The organism is Haloarcula amylolytica, assembly GCF_049705545.1.
Classification (GTDB): Archaea; Halobacteriota; Halobacteria; order Halobacteriales; family Haloarculaceae; genus Haloarcula; species Haloarcula amylolytica_B.
Map to the genome: position 1 here is coordinate 554,702 of NZ_JBNAMU010000002.1, position 18,380 is coordinate 573,081.

Annotated in this window: 14 protein-coding genes; 5 read left to right on the plus strand and 9 right to left on the minus strand. The window is 55.9% G+C overall.

What is annotated here, in order from left to right; translation table 11 throughout:
• Window positions 1–62: 62 nt before the first annotated feature.
• Window positions 63–1,298, minus strand: coding sequence for a tyrosine-type recombinase/integrase (locus tag ACOZ4H_RS19120; RefSeq protein ID WP_424330854.1), 1,236 nt, complete (start codon window positions 1,296–1,298; stop codon window positions 63–65).
• 425 nt (window positions 1,299–1,723) lie between these two features.
• Between ACOZ4H_RS19120 and ACOZ4H_RS19125 the strand changes: the two genes are divergently transcribed.
• Window positions 1,724–2,998 (plus strand): sialidase family protein, encoded by a 1,275-nt coding sequence (locus ACOZ4H_RS19125; protein WP_424330855.1) that lies wholly within the window; start codon window positions 1,724–1,726, stop codon window positions 2,996–2,998.
• Window positions 2,999–3,161: 163 nt separating this feature from the next.
• Here the strand turns inward: ACOZ4H_RS19125 and ACOZ4H_RS19130 are convergent, their stop codons facing one another.
• Genes ACOZ4H_RS19130 through ACOZ4H_RS19145 form a run of 4 tightly spaced genes read right to left on the minus strand, consistent with a single transcriptional unit; the run spans window position 3,162 to window position 6,923 of the window.
• Window positions 3,162–3,782, minus strand: a complete 621-nt coding sequence (locus ACOZ4H_RS19130) for a hypothetical protein (protein ID WP_424330856.1) — start codon at window positions 3,780–3,782, stop codon at window positions 3,162–3,164.
• Entirely contained in the window at window positions 3,779–4,642 is an 864-nt protein-coding gene (locus ACOZ4H_RS19135) for a carbohydrate ABC transporter permease (RefSeq protein ID WP_424330857.1), read from the minus strand. Before ACOZ4H_RS19135 ends, ACOZ4H_RS19130 begins: the two co-directional genes overlap by 4 nt.
• Window positions 4,635–5,567, minus strand: coding sequence for a carbohydrate ABC transporter permease (locus tag ACOZ4H_RS19140; RefSeq protein WP_424330858.1), 933 nt, complete (start codon window positions 5,565–5,567; stop codon window positions 4,635–4,637). Before ACOZ4H_RS19140 ends, ACOZ4H_RS19135 begins: the two co-directional genes overlap by 8 nt.
• 6 nt (window positions 5,568–5,573) lie before the next feature.
• Window positions 5,574–6,923 (minus strand): ABC transporter substrate-binding protein, encoded by a 1,350-nt coding sequence (locus tag ACOZ4H_RS19145; protein ID WP_424330859.1) that lies wholly within the window; start codon window positions 6,921–6,923, stop codon window positions 5,574–5,576.
• Window positions 6,924–7,119: 196 nt separating this feature from the next.
• On the opposite strand from ACOZ4H_RS19145, the gene ACOZ4H_RS19150 reads away from it, so the two are divergent.
• Window positions 7,120–8,253, plus strand: coding sequence for an ABC transporter ATP-binding protein (locus tag ACOZ4H_RS19150; RefSeq protein WP_424330860.1), 1,134 nt, complete (start codon window positions 7,120–7,122; stop codon window positions 8,251–8,253).
• 1,254 nt (window positions 8,254–9,507) lie between these two features.
• On the opposite strand, the gene ACOZ4H_RS19155 is transcribed toward ACOZ4H_RS19150, so the two are convergent.
• The 3 genes from ACOZ4H_RS19155 to ACOZ4H_RS19165 all read right to left on the minus strand — a co-directional run bounded on the left by ACOZ4H_RS19155 (window position 9,508) and on the right by ACOZ4H_RS19165 (window position 13,054).
• The gene (locus ACOZ4H_RS19155) at window positions 9,508–9,945 is read right to left on the minus strand and encodes a hypothetical protein (RefSeq protein ID WP_424330861.1); all 438 of its coding nucleotides are present in this window, start codon (window positions 9,943–9,945) and stop codon (window positions 9,508–9,510) included.
• 494 nt (window positions 9,946–10,439) lie between these two features.
• Window positions 10,440–12,095: a histidine kinase N-terminal 7TM domain-containing protein gene (locus ACOZ4H_RS19160; RefSeq protein ID WP_424330862.1), complete on the minus strand. Its 1,656-nt coding sequence runs from the start codon at window positions 12,093–12,095 to the stop codon at window positions 10,440–10,442.
• A 161-nt stretch (window positions 12,096–12,256) separates the two neighbouring features.
• On the minus strand, window positions 12,257–13,054 hold the full coding sequence (locus ACOZ4H_RS19165; protein ID WP_424330863.1) for a UbiA family prenyltransferase: 798 nt from the start codon (window positions 13,052–13,054) through the stop codon (window positions 12,257–12,259).
• A 502-nt stretch (window positions 13,055–13,556) separates the two neighbouring features.
• Here ACOZ4H_RS19165 and ACOZ4H_RS19170 point away from each other — a divergent pair.
• Together ACOZ4H_RS19170 and ACOZ4H_RS19175 are read left to right on the plus strand one after the other, a co-directional pair.
• Window positions 13,557–14,513, plus strand: coding sequence for a bile acid:sodium symporter family protein (locus tag ACOZ4H_RS19170; protein ID WP_424330881.1), 957 nt, complete (start codon window positions 13,557–13,559; stop codon window positions 14,511–14,513).
• A gap of 1,028 nt (window positions 14,514–15,541) precedes the next feature.
• Entirely contained in the window at window positions 15,542–16,198 is a 657-nt protein-coding gene (locus tag ACOZ4H_RS19175; RefSeq protein ID WP_424330864.1) for a lactate utilization protein, read from the plus strand.
• 245 nt (window positions 16,199–16,443) lie between these two features.
• On the opposite strand, the gene ACOZ4H_RS19180 is transcribed toward ACOZ4H_RS19175, so the two are convergent.
• Window positions 16,444–16,914, minus strand: a complete 471-nt coding sequence (locus ACOZ4H_RS19180; protein ID WP_424330865.1) for a hypothetical protein — start codon at window positions 16,912–16,914, stop codon at window positions 16,444–16,446.
• A 737-nt stretch (window positions 16,915–17,651) separates the two neighbouring features.
• Between ACOZ4H_RS19180 and ACOZ4H_RS19185 the strand changes: the two genes are divergently transcribed.
• Entirely contained in the window at window positions 17,652–18,014 is a 363-nt protein-coding gene (locus ACOZ4H_RS19185) for a HalOD1 output domain-containing protein (RefSeq protein ID WP_424330866.1), read from the plus strand.
• Window positions 18,015–18,380 lie beyond the last annotated feature (366 nt).

Consider the following 18,380-nt stretch of genomic DNA (forward strand, 5'->3'; position numbering starts at 1 on the left):
TCAGACGGTATAGCTCTGGAGTATAGCTATACCAAAGCTCCCCGTTCGAGGAAAACCTCCGGCTACTCGGCAAACAACCCTGCGAGCGTCTCGCGCATCTCCGCGCGCCGGTGAGACCGAGCTTCGGACTCGGAGAGGTAGTTATCGAGAACGACTTGCGCAGACGCCGAGCCCTGCTCGGCCGCGACGTCTTCAAACCGTTCCGCAACTCGCCTGACAGCAGCGCCATACGTCGTGTACCAGAATCGACGGCCCGTTTTCGGCGTTGGCCTGTCACCGTCAACGGTGACACCAGCGGTTTCGGCCACTGATTTGAACCGCCGACGGACGGTTTCGGCGGTTAGATGGTCGGTGGCTGCGGACGGAGAGGGAAGGAGATATCCGTTCCATTCTGGATCGGAAAGCGTCTCGATACGTCGCTCTACTGTCTCCAGACCGGCCAGCAGAGCCACTGTCCCAGGACCGTTTTTGCGCTCGCCGTCTCCGAACTCTATGTACGGATGCGAGTTCTCGTCCGGGTCAAGGTTGAGTTGCTGGATATGCAGTGATGCAACTTCACTCGGCCGAAGCCCCCAACCACAGCATGCGACCACAATAAACCGGTCTCGTTGATCAGCCGCTGCTGCATACAGGCGCTGGACGGCGCTTCTATCGAGTGCTTTGTTGTCCCAAGATGGGGTTCTATCCCATCCAAACCGGATTTCGAGGTCAGCTAGAGGATTGTACGCGGCGTTTCCGAACATGACCAAGTGTTTGTAGAACTGCCGCGTGTCCTGGACGTACTTTCGTCGTGAGGCAAGCGTCGTGAGCGCTTCGTCCAGTTGATCCAGGGCGTCAAACGTCGCTGCGACCCGATCCATCTCTTCGACTCGCTCGTCGGGATCCCCCAGCGGTGCAAGCAAGTCTTTCGTATCGTGGATATTGGTATATATTTTCGCGTACCGACGGAGAATTGACCGCCGGGTCTCGATTGTCGCCTCTGCCCGTCCACGACGGGTTTCGAGCTCGTCGAGGTAGCCCTCAATCGCCCGTTGTGTGTTGTCAGAGAGAAAATCGAACGACCCCGTCGTATTATCTACTTCCGGTACCCCGATCTCATCGTAGAACTGGCCCGGTGACAGATCGAGCCGTCGTTGAAGATGCTTGATAAACCCAGGGAACTGGCTGTTTAGCCAGGTGTACGTTGGGGTTTCAGTGGTCGGATCTATGCCGTCGTTTTCCATCGTCGGCACGACTGTCTCGTGATAGAAAGACTCGCAGTCAGCTAAGTCCATGGTCGAGTAGCGAGTTTCAGTCATTGGATTGAATGTGGGTGTGTGAACTGCAGTAACCGACGAACTGTCCCAGCTGGTTCGTCTGAATCACCGAATTTTCGTATGTAGCGTATTTCCATCGTACTACTAATAGTTTGTCTTGTATTGTTTTCTCATGCAGAAACCCACAACAAGACAAATGCAGGAATTCGTATTACCGCGGCAAATAAACTATATATCGATATATCAAAACTCGCTACAATCATCGCAAAAGGGCCGATGGCTCACACAAGAGATACCCGAGAAATCAGGTGATTTCGGCAGATATGCGTTCTGTGAGGTAATAACATAATCTTTATTGAAGATATATGTGACTACACGATGGAGTCAAAAATATGGAAGGCCTGCCTTTCAGTAGTCACAACAGTCGGAGAGAATATTGCAAAGCAGTAGCAGCACTGGGTGGCACAATGTTCGTTGGAACTGGATCAGCAAAGTCCGAGACCGAGAAGTCAGAAGGAAAGTACAGCGGTGATTCCCTCTATACACCGCCGGAGGGTACGCCTGCCCCTGGGTCACTCTATCCTCGCGTTACCCGTTTGGAACGCGCCGGACCCGGGAACAGTTGCGGGAACGGTCAGAGTGGACGCGGCCCGCTCCTCGCTACATTCGAGTTCTATCCGTCGATGAGTGGTGGGTCGAAACCGTATTTCCCAGTGTATCGGAGCACTGACGGTGGGCGCTCCTGGTCGAAATATTCGGAGATACACGACACAAGCGGGAAAGACTGGGGGCTGCGATACCAGCCCACCCTGTTCGAACTGCCCGAAGAGGTTGGACCCTGGCCAGCGGGGACGGTACTCGCCGCGGGTAATTCAATCCCGATTCTGGACGACCCTGAAGACGTTCCCGAGGGTGAGATCGGCGAACTCGGTGAGACGAGCATCGACCTGTACGCGAGTACCGACGAGGGCGAGACATGGGAGTTCGTAAGTACCGTCATCACCGGCGGCAAGGCCGTTCCGTATGCCGGAAACAGTCCCGTGTGGGAGCCGGAACTCGCGCTCGACGACAACGGAAACCTCGTCTGTTACTTCGCCGACGAACGGGGCGGTGAAAACGGGTACAACCAACTCGTCGGGTACAAGGCGTCCGAAGACGGCGGCCAGACGTGGGACGACGAACAGTTCGTGGCCGCGGTTCCAAACGAGACAACCCGGCCGGGCATGCCGACGGTCACCGAATTACCCAACGGCAAGTACATGATCTGCTATGAAGTCGTCGGCCCGGACTATCTGCACGGCGAAGTCCACGTCAAAACCTCACCCGACGGCCGCGACTGGGGGGACCCGTCAGATCTCGGGCATCTCGTCGTAACAACGGACGGACGGCGGTTCATCAACGGGCCGTATGTCACGTGGACACCGCGTGGCGGAGAAAACGGCACAGTTCTCGTCTCAGGCAAACAGCTGGTCGACGAAGATCGTAATCTCGCAGAGGGGAACGGGGAAGTCGTGCTCGCTAACACCGATCTGGACGGGGACGGCGACTGGACGGCAGTGAAAGCACCGCTCTCGTTCGAAACTGAGAGCGAACTCGTGGGCCGTACTTTCGTCGGCTGGACGACGCCGATACTGCCCTCGCCGAACGGCAAACAGCTGCTCCAGCTCACCTCAACTGCGTCAAGCCCGGAACTCTGTGAGATCCGATACGGCAAACAACCCCTGAACCTGAACAAGCTCTGAAACGGACTGCGGTACGTCCTCTCGGGATCGAGTGTCTCGAATCTCGTTGCGGTACCAGGAAAGGCAGTCCGAATTGGGGGCGTAGCATGGTACTGGCATCACCGCCGAAAATGCTTTTTTGACGAAGAAAGAACCCCAAGGAGGGTGCTATCCCGTGGTTACGTCAGTTACCCACGGGACGGAGCGAGTCGGCAGTCAGTTCCGTGTGGAACGTAGCAGCGAGCGCCGGAAAGACAAGCGGGAGCGCGATTGTGAGGAGCGTACAGACGACAAACAGCGTCCCCGTGACGATGCCGACGAGGACGGTTACGACCGGTCGCTCGACCGACCAGCGGTAACTGTTGGTCACGGCGTCGACGACGTCGGTACCGCTGGCGAGCGACACGAACGCCAGGGCGAACACGACCCAGGCGTGGTAGGCCAGGTAGACCCCGACCGCACCGAACAGGCCGGCATACCCAGTCCCGGCGGTGATGAACTGGTCCATATAGAGGACAGCGATAACTGGGAACACAGCCATCAGCCCGCTGAACAGGACCGCATCGAGCCAGTGGTTGCGAAGCGTCGTCGCAATCTCAGGACGGTTGACGTATCCCTTCTCGCGGACCGAGCGGACCGCTGCGTATGCGCACAGCGTCGACGGCCCGACTGTGACGAGTGGCAGCGACGCGAGCACCCAGCCGACGCTGATCGCGACCATCGGAACCGGATGGTCGTACACCGTCCGGAACGCGGTTGCGAGCGCGCGGTGGACCGAAAGGGTCCCCTCGGTCGATTCAGTCATCCCGTTGCACCCTGCATCTGGACCGCCCGGACGAGCTGTCCCTGGAACAGCAGATAGACGATGAACAGTGGAAGCGAGCCCAGGATAGCCACGGCCATGTGGAGCCCGGGCGTGTCGATGTTCCCCTGATACAGGTTGACGAGTCCGATCGGGAGCGTGTACGCCGTTTGTTCCGACAGCACCAGCAAGGGCCAGAGGAACGCGTTCCAGTTGTAGACGAACATGAACAGCGCCAGTGCAGAGAGAATCGGCTTGGCGAGCGGGAGGATTATCCGTGTGTACACCTGGAAGGTCGAGAACCCGTCCAGCCGCGCGGCTTCCTCGTACTCTTCGGGAATATCCTTGAAGAACTGGTAGAGGAGGAATACACCGAGCGGACTGGCGGCCGCGGGGAGGATAACGCCCCAGTAGGAGTTAATCAGCCCCAGGTCCGAGACGATCTGGTAGAGCGGGACGATGTTCATGTAGTACGGGACCATGAAACTCGCGAGAATCAGCCCCAGGATAGCGCCCTGGCCGGGCCAGTCAAGGCGTGTGAGCGAGAACGCGATCATCGAGTCGATGACGACTATCAGTATCGTCGCCCCGCCGGCGATTACGAACGTGTTGATCGTCCACTCGACGACTAGCGTGTTGTTCACAAGGTACCGGTAGTGTTCCAGTGTCACCGGTTCGCCCACGAGCGGCGGAATCCAGTACGGCCGTGGGTCCCGCAACAGTTCGTTTGGCTGGAACGACCGGGAGATCGTGTACAGGTACGGAACAGCCATCAAAAACGCGAGACCGTACAGGAACACGTGGAGTAACGCGTTCCGGACGGTGTCGCTGTCCAGCCGTGACCGAATGGGAGCGTCAGTCATTGCTATCACCGATTACTTTGAAGTTAATAATTGCTATGACAATGAGAATGGCGACGAGGACGTATCCCATCGCCGCCCCGTAGCCGAACTCCTGCTGTGAGAACGCGCTTCGGTAGAGATAGTAGACGAGCGTGTCCGAGGAGTCCTTCGGACCGCCCTGGGTCATGACGTAGGGTTGTGCAAACACCTGGAACTGCAGGATGAACTGCACCATGACGACGAAGACGACGGAGTTGCGCATCTGGGGGAGCGTGATGTCCTTGAAGGCCCGCCACCCATGTGCACCGTCGAGCTGGGCCGCCTCGTAGAGCCGGTCGGGAATGCTCTGTCTGGCAGCCAGGAAAATCACGAAGTTGAATCCGACCAACCACCAGACAGTCATGAACGCGAGCGCTGGCATCACCAGGTTCGTCGACGTGAGCCACCCGGGCGGGTTCTCCATGATGAACCCCAGATAGTAGTTTATGAGCCCGAAGCTCGTCGAGTACATCTGGACCCAGACCAGCGTCACGACCGCAACGGTCAGGACGTAGGGGCTGAAGTAGATGGCCCGGAGCGTTCGTTTCCCGGCCACGTTCTTGTTCACGCCGAGTGCCATCACGAGCCCGAGAATCACCAGCAGCGGCACCGAGATGGCGACGAAGAGAAACGTCCCCTCCATGGCGTTGTAGAACACCGGGTCGTTGAACAGCTCCACGTAGTTCTGCAGGCCGACCCATTCGGTCTGCGAGAGGTCGAACTTGTTCGGATACGTGTGGAGGCTCATGTAGAGCCCCCGGAGCGCGGGCCACACGAGGAACACGGCGAAGACGGCGAGATAGGGAAGCGACCAGACGATCCCCTCAATCGTCTCTTTCCGGAATCCCGCGACCGTCTTACGTTTCGTCGTGTCCGCACCTCCCGTGAATCGTTCTGTCAGCCCCATCCGTGGCTACCCCGAGATACCGTCGCCGACCGTCTGGATGCCGGACTCGATGCCTTCCTGTGGCTCCGAGTCGTGTGCCCAGATGTCGACCAGCCAGTTGTACCAGTTCTGGGCGTTCGGATCACCGTCCGGGACCTTCGGATGATAGAAGTAGGTTTCGTCCTCAGCCATCTCGACGTACTTGCTGAGCGTCTTGTCGTAGTATGCGCTGTTCTGGAACTCGTCGGACTCGTAGATACTCGTCGCCGCAGGGAGGTGACCGGCCTCGGTGGCCCAGGCTGGATTCGCTGTCGTCATCCAGTGGGCGACCTGGGCGGCGATCTCGGACTTCGCGTCACTCCGGCTCTGTTTCTGCGGGAGCACGAGCGTGTGGCCGTCGGCCCACACCTTGTCCTGTTGTTTGTTGGGTCCGACGGTCGGTTTGAAGAAGTCCCAGCTGAGCCCGTCGACGCTGTCGAGTGCGGCCACGTACCAGGTCCCGTTCATCGCCATAGCACAGTTTCCGTTCTGGAAGGCGTTGTTGCCCCAATCGGCTTCGCTCGTCTGTTGTGACCAGCCCATGTCACCGGTCATATCGTAGAAGAGCTGGGAGATGTTCTGGCCGGCCTCGTTGTCGAACATCGGGTTCCACTCGTCGTCGAACAGCGTCCCGCCCTGTTGCTTGACCCAGGTGCTCCACGTCCGGAAGGAACCGAACCCGTCGTTATACGGCGACTGAGTGAACGCGTGGGCATCGGTGTTCTCGGCGACTGCGTTCCCTGCCTGCTGGAACTCATCCCAGTTAGTGGGCGGGCTCTCCGGGTCCAGCCCGGCCTGCTCGAACAGGTCTTTGTTGTAGTAGACGCCGATCGGGTGCATGTCCATCGGCAGGGCGTTCACGCTCCCGTCGACCGTGACGAGATCCCAGTGACTTGCCGTGTAGTCCTCGCTGTACGTGTCGGTGTCAATGTAATCGCCCATCGGGTCGATGCCGCCGCTCCACGCACGCAGGTAGGCGGCGTGCATGACAGTCATGTCCGGGGCTTCGTCGCCCGAGAGGGCTGTAAACAGCTTGTTGTAGTAGTTGTCCCACGGTGTCCGCTGGCGGTTGATCGTCACTTCGGCATCGGTATCCAGCGGCTGGTTCTCGTTGAACTGCTGGACGATGTTTTCCATGATCGGCCCTTCGCCACCGCTGAAGGGCTCCCAGAACGTGATCTCGTAGGAGTCACTGCCTGCATTACCTGTGCTACCGCCGTCGCTACCGCCATCGCCACCGCCGTTGCCGCCACATCCGGCAAGTGCGACCGTGCCTGCGGCTCCGACTGACTTGATGAATTTACGACGCGTCTCTCTGGTGGCGCTCTTACGACCCATGGGGAGTCGGTTAAACCATCATTATTATTAAACCACCTATATAGGTCAATATTTCCTGTATCTGTCCGCGTACTGCTACGTTGGTACCGATTCAACGCTTCAGGTTTCGAGAGCGTCTCAAAGCACGCCGACGGCGCGAGATCTGCATCATTGTTCGGTCACAACAATTATTACGCCGCTTGGTTACTACCCCTGTATGAGCGACGTTAGTATCGAGAACGTCCGCAAGGTGTACGACAGTGACCCGGAAGTCGTGGCTGTCGACGACGTCAGTTTCGAGATCGCCGACGGGGAGTTCCTGACGATTGTCGGGCCGTCCGGCTCCGGCAAATCCACATTACTCCGGATGATCGCCGGTCTGGAAGACATTTCCGGCGGGACGATCCGTATCGGTGACCGTGCTGTCAACGGCATCCAGCCCCAGGACCGCGATGTCGCGATGGTGTTTCAGAACTACGCCCTGTATCCACATATGACGGCCCGGAAGAACATGAGCTACGGGCTACAGCTAACGACAGATCTCCCCGACAGCGAGATCGACGACCGCGTCAAGGAGGCCGCGGAGATGATGGGGGTCGGGGATCAACTCGACAAGCGCCCCGGAAATCTCTCCGGCGGGCAACAGCAGCGGATCGCGACGGGCCGAGCGATCGTTCGGGAGCCCTCTGTCTTCCTCTTCGACGAGCCCCTCTCGAACCTGGACGCCAAGCTACGCCTCCACATGCGGACGGAACTGCAACAGTTACAGGATAAACTCGGGACGACGACGATCTACGTCACCCACGACCAGGAGGAGGCGATGACGATGTCGGACCGGATAGCTGTCATCGATCAGGGCACACTGCAACAGATCGGAACGCCCGATGAGATCTATCACCAACCGAAGAACCTGTTCGTTGCAGATTTCGTCGGGAGCCCCCCGATGAACACGTTCGAGGTCACGCTTTCCGACTCGACTCTGGTCGGTAGTGGATTCGAATACGAGCTCTCGGAGGACCTCCTCTCACACGTCAGCCAATATGCGGAGGGCATCAACGAGTTCGTGCTCGGAATTCGCCCGGAGAATATCAGGCTCGCCGACGGCGACGAGCCGAACGTCATCAGCGCCCATCTCGATGTCCGCGAGCCGGTCGGTTCGGACAATTACCTCCACATGGATATTGACGGCGAGGAATGCTGGGTTCGAGTTCCCGGCGGGGTGACTCCTGAGACGAACCGGGAACACGAAATCGTCTTCGATGAGGAGCACATCCACCTTTTCCGGCATTCAGACGGTATCAACATACTCGCTCAGGAAAAATCACGACTCGAAACGCCTGCCAACGACTGAGGACCACTGGTCAGATACCGAACACGGACTCTCGGTATTCAGTCATAGTGGAACACGGTGCATTCGGGCGGTACGCGAACTACGCAAGAACGACCGGGACCGTAGGCCCCACATTCGGGATGGATGAACGACTGATAGACAGCTACTGACGAATCACCGATAGATAGAATCGTGACCTTTCTTGCGTCCCTATTTTCGCAGTGTCCGGATAGAATCAGCTACAGCCGGCGTCCGGAATTACTCCCGTATTTAATTCATAATGAGTGAACAGAAATTTGGAGAGAGATGGAAGCAATTCAGACTGTCAAGGGCGTCACTCGTGGGATATGCAGCAGTACACTGCGGCTAATACGGTTGAACCCCTGGTCCAGAACTGTCCATTACTGTGTAGAATGTGGCCGTAATATCGGATGGTCGTTCGAATATAGGAGAGAAAATAGCTGATACCAGTGATCGCAATTCGGGAGCATCTGTATGCGATGGCAATCATACGAATGCGACAACAGTTATTCAGACAACTGGAATGGCCGTTTATTCATTAATTTGGAATCTCATACCATATTTTGGATACGCCGTTCAGGTCGGCATCCCCTCGGTAAATGGGACCAAGGTATCTTGACGCCAAACCACGCTCTGTAGAACGCGATACCGTCATCCGTTGAAACCACAGACGCAGGTCCGATTTCCCGATAACAAGCGTACTCGTGTTATTCACTGATGCCGGTCACCTATTCTAATAATAACACCAGGTTTCATAGCCTTTAACTCTCTTACCTCAGTTGTATAAACACTATCCGGGACACTATACACATTCTACTCCGATTACTCCCTCTTTCGACCCATTAATCTGCTAAAATCAGCTCTCAAATCAACTGGTGGTCAAAAAGAAACCAGATAATCCACATCCCAGTCTAAATACTATAAATTTGAATCTACTCTTGCACAGATACTACCAAAAGCCATTTAGAATCTCAATATGGGCACGCTTTTGCAGCTATATATACATTGGAAGCCAAAGAATGGGTGATCTAACGGCGAACTGTTCGCCGAGGTGATACCTACGTAGAAATATCCGGCCGTCCACCGTTCGGCATCTCATGTGGGTCCAAATTCTTGTATCGATCAGAAGGTACTGTCATCTGATTTTATTTGAATAATTGCGGCGATCACCGGCACAGCCGTAACTGCGTTTCTCGATGAAACTCTCGGCGCTTGAAGCGGACCTGATTCTGGAGCACCCGATCCCTCCGGTTGTCATTCATCGGGACCGAACTGTTGACAGCCGAATCTATCCCTGTTCTCCCGCTGTGCACAGAGATAATCGAGTCGTTTTTCCATTTCGGATCTGGACATACCCGCTTGGCTTTCCTGTGACTCCGCGAGCCGGGCTCGACTCGCATTGAGCAATTTGTCCTTCTTTTCCAGTTCCGAAACCAGCGTGCCAACGTCCTCGTTCCGGGTTTCTAACCGCTTATTGAGGTCTTCGGCGCGAGCTTGCGCAGCCTGCCGGTCTTCCCGAGTCTCGTTCAGTTGTTCACGCAACTCCTCGTTTTCGGCACGGAGTTCATCGTTCTCCGTCTGTATGTCCTGAGCCGAGTCCTGAAATGCGACGGTTGTTCCGACTGTCCCACTGGTGGCCACCACGATGACGACGATTAACCACGAACTGATATTACGTGCAAGGGTTGTCAACGGAGAATCACCTCTACCAGGGCCTGATTGGTATACTGGTGCTCGTTCCGAGACAGAATCCCCAAAGGTTGAATCATCATGTACCAGCCTGATTGGGTTATACTACTAACCGTAGTCCCCAGTTGGTTACATTTGGACACCGATGGGTCTGCAATAGCGCATCGACATCTGGCTGGACACTGTGTCGATTATTCCGTACACGTCGCCGATGTATCCTCTTCATGCGGCCACTGGCCGCACGAACGACCGTGGCACAGTCGGGGAATTCGATTTCTCGCAGACGAATAATTCAGTAGACTTCGGTCAGTCTCTATGACGCAGATGTTCGGACCGGCGCTCTCCCTTGGCGTGCCACGTGCGGGGGCGGACAGCGCTCAGGACTGCACCGGCGTATAGTACTGCGACAGTGCCGATGACGACGACGCCGGGGAGCATTCCGATAATGACGCTCTCCGTCTACAGACCAGGGCTGGAACGGTGATTCGAACGAGCCCTTACTCTGATGAGAGAATCGGAATCCGTAGCGTGACAGTCGTTCCGGTCGAGTCACTTGACTCGATATCGACTGTCCCGCCCGCGATATCGGTCCCCCACACAACCAGTGCAAGCCCGAATCCGCTCCCGTGTTTTAGCGGCGTTTCCGAGCCATGTTCCACGAGAGCGAGCTCGTTGGAGTCAATACCGGGCCCGTTGTCTTGGACAGTGACTTGAACGTACTCGCCATCCTGTTCAACCTCAATCGATACTACAGGGTCAGGGGAGGTGTTGTGTTGAGCGGCGTTTTGAATGATGTTCAGACAGACGACGTCAAACAGGCAATCCACCGTGAAATCGGCCTGCCCGGACGCATACTCGAACGTGACCTCGGGATACGATTCGCTAGTCGAATCGACGCATTCATCGAGGATGGAATTCAGGCTGAGCGTATCCCGTTCTTCCCGGCTTTGTTCAAAGATGTCGATAACCGAACGGACTTTCTCGCCGAGTTCATTGATTTCAACGGCGTGTTCTTGCAGAGTTGCGGCCTTCGACTCGCTATTGTGCGTGGCTAGATATGCGGCGTTGCCGAGGATGACCTGCACGTTCGTTCGGATGTTGTGCCGGAAGACACGGTGGAGGACCTCCAGTCGTTGCTGGTCACGGAGAAGATTACTCACATCATGTAAGGTAATGACACGGCCGATAGTCCGATCATGGATATCTGTTACGAGACTTTCAGAGACGTCGTACGACTGGGTCGCCCCCGGGGGACGGTAAATCGTTTGCCCGGCCTGTGCTGCGCTACCGAGCGCCGACAGGTCCGGACTGATCTGTTCAAGTGGTCGGCCAAGGGCTTCGCTCGGCGTCGTCTGCAGGGCGGTAGTTGCTTGGTCATTCATATCAACGATATGGTCGTGTGTATCCAACACGAGAGCCCCTTGCTGCATCTGCTGAAACAGCGAATTGCGAGCGTGGCGGATCGGTGTTGGGTTTGCACCGAAGAGTTGGAACTTCGTGAGTGCGCCCAAATACGCGAGACCGGACACGGCAAAGGCAATCGGTGTTGGATCGACACCTGCAGATGGGAGTGACCTCGTCAAAAAGAGGACGTTCGTCACCCAGGGTGCCAGTAGGCCGAGAAGGAGTGCCAAGCTCTGGCCGCGGAACGGGTCCACTTGACTCGTGACGAGTTTCAACAGCGGAAGTGCCCCGAGAAGGCCCAGCAGATACGTATAGCCGGCTATAATCCAAAACCAGATCCCCGGCGTTCTGTTCAACGTCGCAATTCCGTTTTCCTGAATGATGACAGAATTGGTGTACAGTAGCTGGTGGGAGTGGCTCGTGAGTCCCAGAAAGACGGTAATAGCGGGGACGATTGAATAGAGCAGGATATGCTTGCGGGCCGTATACTCGGTATAGCCGGCGTATTCAAGCGAAAAAAGCAGCCACGCTATCGGAATGATTGCAACACCGATCCAGGAGATATCAACCCAGAATACCTTCGAGCTCAGCGTCGCTGCATCAATCCGGAAGATCAACGTCGCCGACCACCAGCACTGGCCTGCCAGGAGCAGAACAAGTGGGTCAGCGCCGGGTTCAGGGCGCTCTTTCCAGGCGAGGAGGCCGCCTGTAACGCCGACCGCAATCGTGGCGACCAACACCGTCTTCATCAGCGTCAGTGAGAACACAACTATGTTGAGGATTAATCGCGCGCCATCGTTATAACCTATTTGCCTTCGAAAGTATCTCAGATTGACAGAAGCGCCGTCAGAGGGCCGGATACTAGTGGAAGAGGCATGCTTTACAAATAATGGTAATTTATATGATAGTGCTACTGACTGAGCAGCGGGAAGACCACAATAACAAACGCTGGTAGGCGGGAACACTCCGCTGCGACCGCGAGTGCACCATCGTTTTCAATTCGATTGAGACAGAAGATGACGCCGCCTAGGAAGAGCAGACTGGCTACGAGGACAGCCGCTTCCTTGAGATTAACGACGTTTGCGACAAACGCAACACTGACCAGCACCGCTGTCAGACTTGTGATTCCGTAGAGGATATATTTCGTCCGGCGAACGCCGACCACAACTGGGAGCGTCCGGACACCGATCTCGCTGTCACCCTCTCTGTCGCGCACATTCGGGATTTCCGTGTTGACGAACGTCGCCAACACGAAGAACAGGAAGACGACACCAACCGTCGGGGAAGCGGGCGCGCCGACATACGTTAGCGGCAGGCACACAATTACGAGCGCCCAGGCAACAGCGACGAGAGTAGAGTTGAGAAGAAAGATGTCTTTCAGTCGCTGGGTACCGCTCGGAAGGCTGGGAAGCCAATCACATGCGTAGAGAATCCAGACCACACCCGGTAACAGCGACAATCCAAAGCTGAGCGGCCCACCTAACACAGACAGAGCCACAGCGAGGCCGTACGCGATAGCCGCCAGCACGTAGAAGCCGTCCTGGTATCGCCGCACGAAGGCAGTCCGTGCAGGGGCCGTTTTCGCATCGGTTTCCAGGTCTGCCAACCGGTCGTTGCCATACACTGCAAACGTTAGCAGTCCTGCTACAATCGGAGCGGGGGTTAGTGGGAGCGCCAGCAGTTCACTCACAAGGACTACTTCCGCCATCGCAATGACTGCGAGATACACGGAACTGTAGAGCAATAGATTCCTAACTGATGTCGTCAGCGTAGATAGTTTTGTAATTAGGGAGCGATTCTTCACGGGCTCTATACCAGGCTGTTTGCCTGGGGGTTGTGCATCAGTCGGCATAGCTGCGGTAGAATATCGGAGTACTGTACAGTAAAATCCTATCCTATAATAAATAATTAGAGTGGTTAAAATAAACTCGTTTAGCTCTCATTGTGGATGAGCGTATAGTCGCACGTACTAAAATACGCTGAGCAACAAAACCCATTAGCAGTTCAGCGACGGTATCACATGTAGTATTTCACATATTTGCATCGATTCTCAATGTCAATCCGGGTGCCAACAATCAACTAGGTTTCCGAGGAATCTACAGCCGTCCCTCATTGTGTGGCGGTAATTCGGTACTACGGCGGTCCAAGGTAAGCTTTTTCTACATCCTTCATAATCCAGATATGTGACTTCGATATCGACGCTTCGAGCGGTGAGTCGTGCTGCGAGCAAATACTTCGTTGTCTGGGTAATCCTCCTAGCAGGGATCGCTCTCGTCAGGCCCGACCCGTTCGTCCCAGTTTTGAACTACGTGTCCCCGCTGCTCGGGATAATCATGCTCGGAATGGGGTTGACGCTCCAACCGGCGGACTTTCGCCGACTAATCGAGGAGCCGGTGGATATCGGTATCGGCGCTGTCACGCAGTGGCTGGTGATGCCTGCCGCTGCGTACGGCCTGTATGTCCTCCTTGACCTTCCGGACGCTGTGGGTATCGGCCTCATTCTGGTTGGTGCCGCACCCGGTGGGACTGCATCGAACGTAATGACGTATCTCGGTCGGGGCGACGTGGCCCTATCCGTCGCGATCACGACGCTTACGACCCTTGCAGCGCCGATCGTGATGCCGGCCTGGGTGGTGTTTACACTCGGTGAGCAGATCAACGTCACCTTTGCGGAGATGTTCCAGAGCATCATTCAGATCGTCATCATTCCGGTGTTGCTCGGGTTCACGATCCGGTATTTGCTGGACCGCTATTCGCCCAAAGCCGCAGAAATCGGAACTGACGTGTTCCCGGTTATCAGTGTCGCCGCTATCGTTGCGATTGTCGCTGGCGTCGTTGGCGCGAACGTGGACAACATTCTCACGGCTGGTCTGCTTGTGCTCGTGGCAGTCGTCGCGCACAACGCTATCGGACTCGGCTCGGGGTACGGTGTCGGTCGCGCCAAAGGAATGTCGAAAGACCGGGTTCGGACCTGTGCGTTCGAGGTGGGCCTGCAGAACAGCGGCCTAGCCGTCGCGCTGGCGACGACGCTGTTTGAGCCTGCGGCCGCACTCATTCCCGCGCTGTTCAGCGTGTGGCACAACATTACCGGGCCGGCGCTGGCAAGCTTCTTTAGCTGGCAGGACGACGGGCAGCAGTCCGTTGAGGCTGTGCCGAGCGACGACTGATACGCGGTTTCCTGCGGGACTCCAATCATTGCGTTTCCCAGCGACCAGCAGATTCGATTCGCTACCGACGATGTTCCGGACCATACTGGAGACGATGAGCCCGCCGAACACGGCGAGGCCGGCGACAGCGATAGCCGTTGTCGATACCGATACTGACGCCGGCCAACGAAGCGAGAGTACGACTGGGAGAAGAAACACCACGGTGGTACCAGTCAATGTGAGTGCCACGATTGGGGGAAGTGCAGAGGTACCACCCAATAAGATAGAATAACTGTGGGACAGGCCACTGACACACTCGGTCCACGATGGCTGTTCGGGACGTATTTTCAGTTAGTTGGCTTACTTATACGGTGAGGGGAAGATACACTCTATCGAAGCAAGCGTTTTGTATGTGAGTGAAATTCGGTCAGAAACTGGATCTTCGATATATGTTCGGTCGATCCCCACCGCTTTTGGTTGCGTTCCGCAGAGACAAGCGTCCCAGACCATTCGTCTAAAACTAACTACCTGTGAAGGTATGCCGATAAAGCGTTATTGCCGATTGGGAACCCTAAACGAGTGCTGGCACTTCGGGCAGTGATAGAGGGTCGTTCGCTCGCTGCTCGAAACGTCCCAGTCACCCCCGCTCACGCCGCTCTGAAAACTGCATCCCGGACAAAACAACACCGATTTCGAGGGAGTCCCAACAGTGTCTGTAGTCTCTTTACGCACCATATTCATTACTATCGTAACATGATTGCTGCGGGGCAATATATGCTGTCCTCCGGTTCTCAGTATCTGATATCACATTCAACAATCAGGTATCTCGTGCTATCGGTAGCAAGGCAGCGTGTCCGATCGATCGGATCGGCCAGTGACGTTTCAACGGATGTCACGTATGGGTGACTGACGGTTCTATCGGTTCATCGCGCCCGGGCCGGTGAGCGAGCGAAGTATCACCGATGTAACTACCTGACACCGGTGTCCGCGAGCACTTTTGGACTAGCTACTCCTCCCTACTGATGCTGATACACCTAACGCGAAACACTATGTCTCAACAGAAATCAGATTACGCAGACGACGCGGATATTGACGAATCACTGGACGAACTGGCCTCGGAGGAGACCATCGAAGAGACCGTCGAGAACCTGGAGGCAAACGGGTTCAATGTCATCGTCGCTGACTCGGCTGACGATGCGCTCGCGGAGCTTCAGTCACTCATCCCTGCGGAGGCGTCTGTGATGAACGGCCACTCGACGACGCTCGAAGAGATCGGGTTCGTCGAGTACCTGAGTGACGGGGACCACGAGTGGGAGAGCCTCCCCGACGAGATCTGGAGTATCGACGACGACGCAAAGCGCCAGGCTGCCCGCCGAGAGTCGCAAACGGCCGACTACTTCCTCGGTGGCATCAACGGCATTTCACAGACCGGCGAGCTCGTCGCGGCGGACCGTTCGGGGAGCCGCATCGGTGCGTATCCGTTCGCTGCCAGTAACGTGGTCATCGTCAGCGGCGTGAACAAGATCGTGCCGACACTCGAGGACGCGCTCGACCGACTGGAGACGGTCGCGTACCCCCTCGAAAACGAGCGCGCGAAGGAGGCGTACGGCGTCGACTCCGCGATTGCCAAGCAGCTCATCCTCCGCCAGGAGCTCGAAGAGGATCGCACTACTGTTGTTCTCATCCGCGAGCACCTCGGTTACTAACGTCACCGGTTGCCCCTTGAGCGGACAGAACGCAAAGATTCCGAGCGCTCACCGCCGAACTTCTTGTTCCGTGTTCTGGTTGTGGGAGGAGCACAAACCAGGCTCAGCTTAGCAGTCTGACCGAACTAACGCCAATACCATCGCGTAAAATACAGTCCATACAATCGCATCATACCCCGTAAGATGGGACATCATAACCGGTTGTCAATATATCCGCGACCACAGCCGCGCGTTCGAGTGAGTGATTAGGTCCCTCCCTTGGCCGTCATGCCGCCGCCGGGCATCGACTGACAGTCCCCCTCGGGTTTCTGGATCGGGTCGACCGACCCCCACGAGTGAAAGTCCCATTGCATGGATTCGGCTTCGATACGCCGTGGATAGCCGGACTCCGCGAGGATGTAGTACGTAACCGGCTCTTGAGAGCCGGCCTGTGAGATTTCATACACCAGCACTTCTTCGCCATCGATGGTATCCCGGCCGACCGGTGTGATGTCCGGGTTTCGCTGTGGCTGATCGGAGAACCGGCCGGGATCAACCTCCCCACGGTCCATCCCTCGTTGCATCGACCCTCGAAGACACTGCTCCCCTGCGACGGTGTACGTGCTGTTCCCGATATGATACATCTCCATCTGTTGTCCCTGCTGGTCGAACGACCAGTACATATCCCCCTGATAGAAACGGCCAGTCATCTCGATAGTCCGTCCCTCAGACTGCATTGTCGCGGTCATCGCATACGAGTCTGGAAACTGTGCCACCTGACCGAACCGATTCGACCTGTCATCGTCGCCATCGGCCGTAGATATGTCCGTATCGGTTGCTTCAGTTGCCCTCGGAGTTGTTTCGGCACCCCCGCCATCCGCTGTCTCATCCGACCCACTATTTTGATCGCTGCTACAACCGGCGAGCACGGCCATTCCCGAACACACGGCTCCGAGTAGGTGCCGTCTGGGTAGTTTTTGCATGGTAAGGGACTCCTCTCAATAGACGCATATTACCGGATATTTTATGAGTATTGTTATCATGTACTTCTCACACTGGTCACGAATGGGTTCGTGAGGTCTGCCTGGGCTGGTGGAGATGTTCGCTAGGAGATGGACCGTGGAGGGAAACCGCGGCGGCTGAGTGTCAGAGGGGTGCGAAGTGTGGTCTGGATCGACTGGGCTAAACACAAACGTCCGAAAATAGTGGGCAATGCAGGTGGATCGAAGTCGGCTGTGAGATGTTCGAAAATCTGACCATCACCTTTTCGAGCACAGTGACGGGACCGTGCGATCCGAATCTGAGTGATATGCAATTCCGATTGACTACACCGTATAGCGATTCGGTATAGCTATAGCTAGTGGCTCCTTAAGTAACCTGGCTCGATATCGTCAAAACGAGCGTGTGGCGAGGGATATTGTACCCGAATATTCATACACGTATTATATGTAGGTTCCAGCTATTTGCTAGATGGATGCCTGACAACAGCAATAGCGAGGAGACAGGTGGTGATGACGGCTTATTTGGGAAAACGAGTGATACGCTAAATGAAGTTCAGTACGACCCGGCCGGTGACCAAGGATTTGCAGCAGTCATTGTCCAAGCCATTGCCGACCAGACGGGAAAAGATACAGAAACGTATCGTGAGTCGCCGTTGCACGACTATATCGATATTGATGCGATTGAGACGCTACTTTTCGGTACACGGCCGAACCAGTCACTTGGGCCAGCGGTCCGGAACATCTCCTTTCAGTACCGCGACTTTCTGGTAACAGTTCGCGCTGATGGAGTGATCCAGGTGTCGGACACTGACAACAACAGTGTGAGGAAGGACTAATCGCGGATGCTGTGACTAAGCTCGTGAACCTCCGATTTGCGGACCAGACAGGGTCGAACCAATTGTTCCCTTTCACCCCTATCGTTCCCCGTATTGAGCGGTTGGGATCTGCCGTTGCTTGGACGTATGGAATTAGATGCACAGTCTATGTGTGAAAATGACCCCCGTGATGAGTTATATCGCACCCTCAGTTGATGATTGACTGTGGTTATGATTTGAAAGTATGCCTGCCCAGATAGACATGTTTCTTAAGCACAATAACGTTATATCTGGATCTGGTATCTTCATATACCATGACGTCGCCGAGATTCTCCCGTCGAGGGTTGCGATGTCCGAGTATACGATCTGACAGGAGGTGTGGGTATC

Bases quoted from the DNA above. Each gene is read 5' to 3' on its own strand.
- ACOZ4H_RS19120 (WP_424330854.1), bottom strand. From the start codon at position 1,298: ATGACTGAAACTCGCTACTCGACCATGGACTTAGCTGACTGCGAGTCT.
- ACOZ4H_RS19125 (WP_424330855.1), top strand. From the start codon at position 1,724: ATGTTCGTTGGAACTGGATCAGCAAAGTCCGAGACCGAGAAGTCAGAA.
- ACOZ4H_RS19130 (WP_424330856.1), bottom strand. From the start codon at position 3,782: ATGACTGAATCGACCGAGGGGACCCTTTCGGTCCACCGCGCGCTCGCA.
- ACOZ4H_RS19135 (WP_424330857.1), bottom strand. From the start codon at position 4,642: ATGACTGACGCTCCCATTCGGTCACGGCTGGACAGCGACACCGTCCGG.
- ACOZ4H_RS19140 (WP_424330858.1), bottom strand. From the start codon at position 5,567: ATGGGGCTGACAGAACGATTCACGGGAGGTGCGGACACGACGAAACGT.
- ACOZ4H_RS19145 (WP_424330859.1), bottom strand. From the start codon at position 6,923: ATGGGTCGTAAGAGCGCCACCAGAGAGACGCGTCGTAAATTCATCAAG.
- ACOZ4H_RS19150 (WP_424330860.1), top strand. From the start codon at position 7,120: ATGAGCGACGTTAGTATCGAGAACGTCCGCAAGGTGTACGACAGTGAC.
- ACOZ4H_RS19160 (WP_424330862.1), bottom strand. From the start codon at position 12,095: ATGAAGACGGTGTTGGTCGCCACGATTGCGGTCGGCGTTACAGGCGGC.
- ACOZ4H_RS19165 (WP_424330863.1), bottom strand. From the start codon at position 13,054: ATGGCGGAAGTAGTCCTTGTGAGTGAACTGCTGGCGCTCCCACTAACC.
- ACOZ4H_RS19175 (WP_424330864.1), top strand. From the start codon at position 15,542: ATGTCTCAACAGAAATCAGATTACGCAGACGACGCGGATATTGACGAA.
- ACOZ4H_RS19180 (WP_424330865.1), bottom strand. From the start codon at position 16,914: ATGCAGTCTGAGGGACGGACTATCGAGATGACTGGCCGTTTCTATCAG.
- ACOZ4H_RS19185 (WP_424330866.1), top strand. From the start codon at position 17,652: ATGCCTGACAACAGCAATAGCGAGGAGACAGGTGGTGATGACGGCTTA.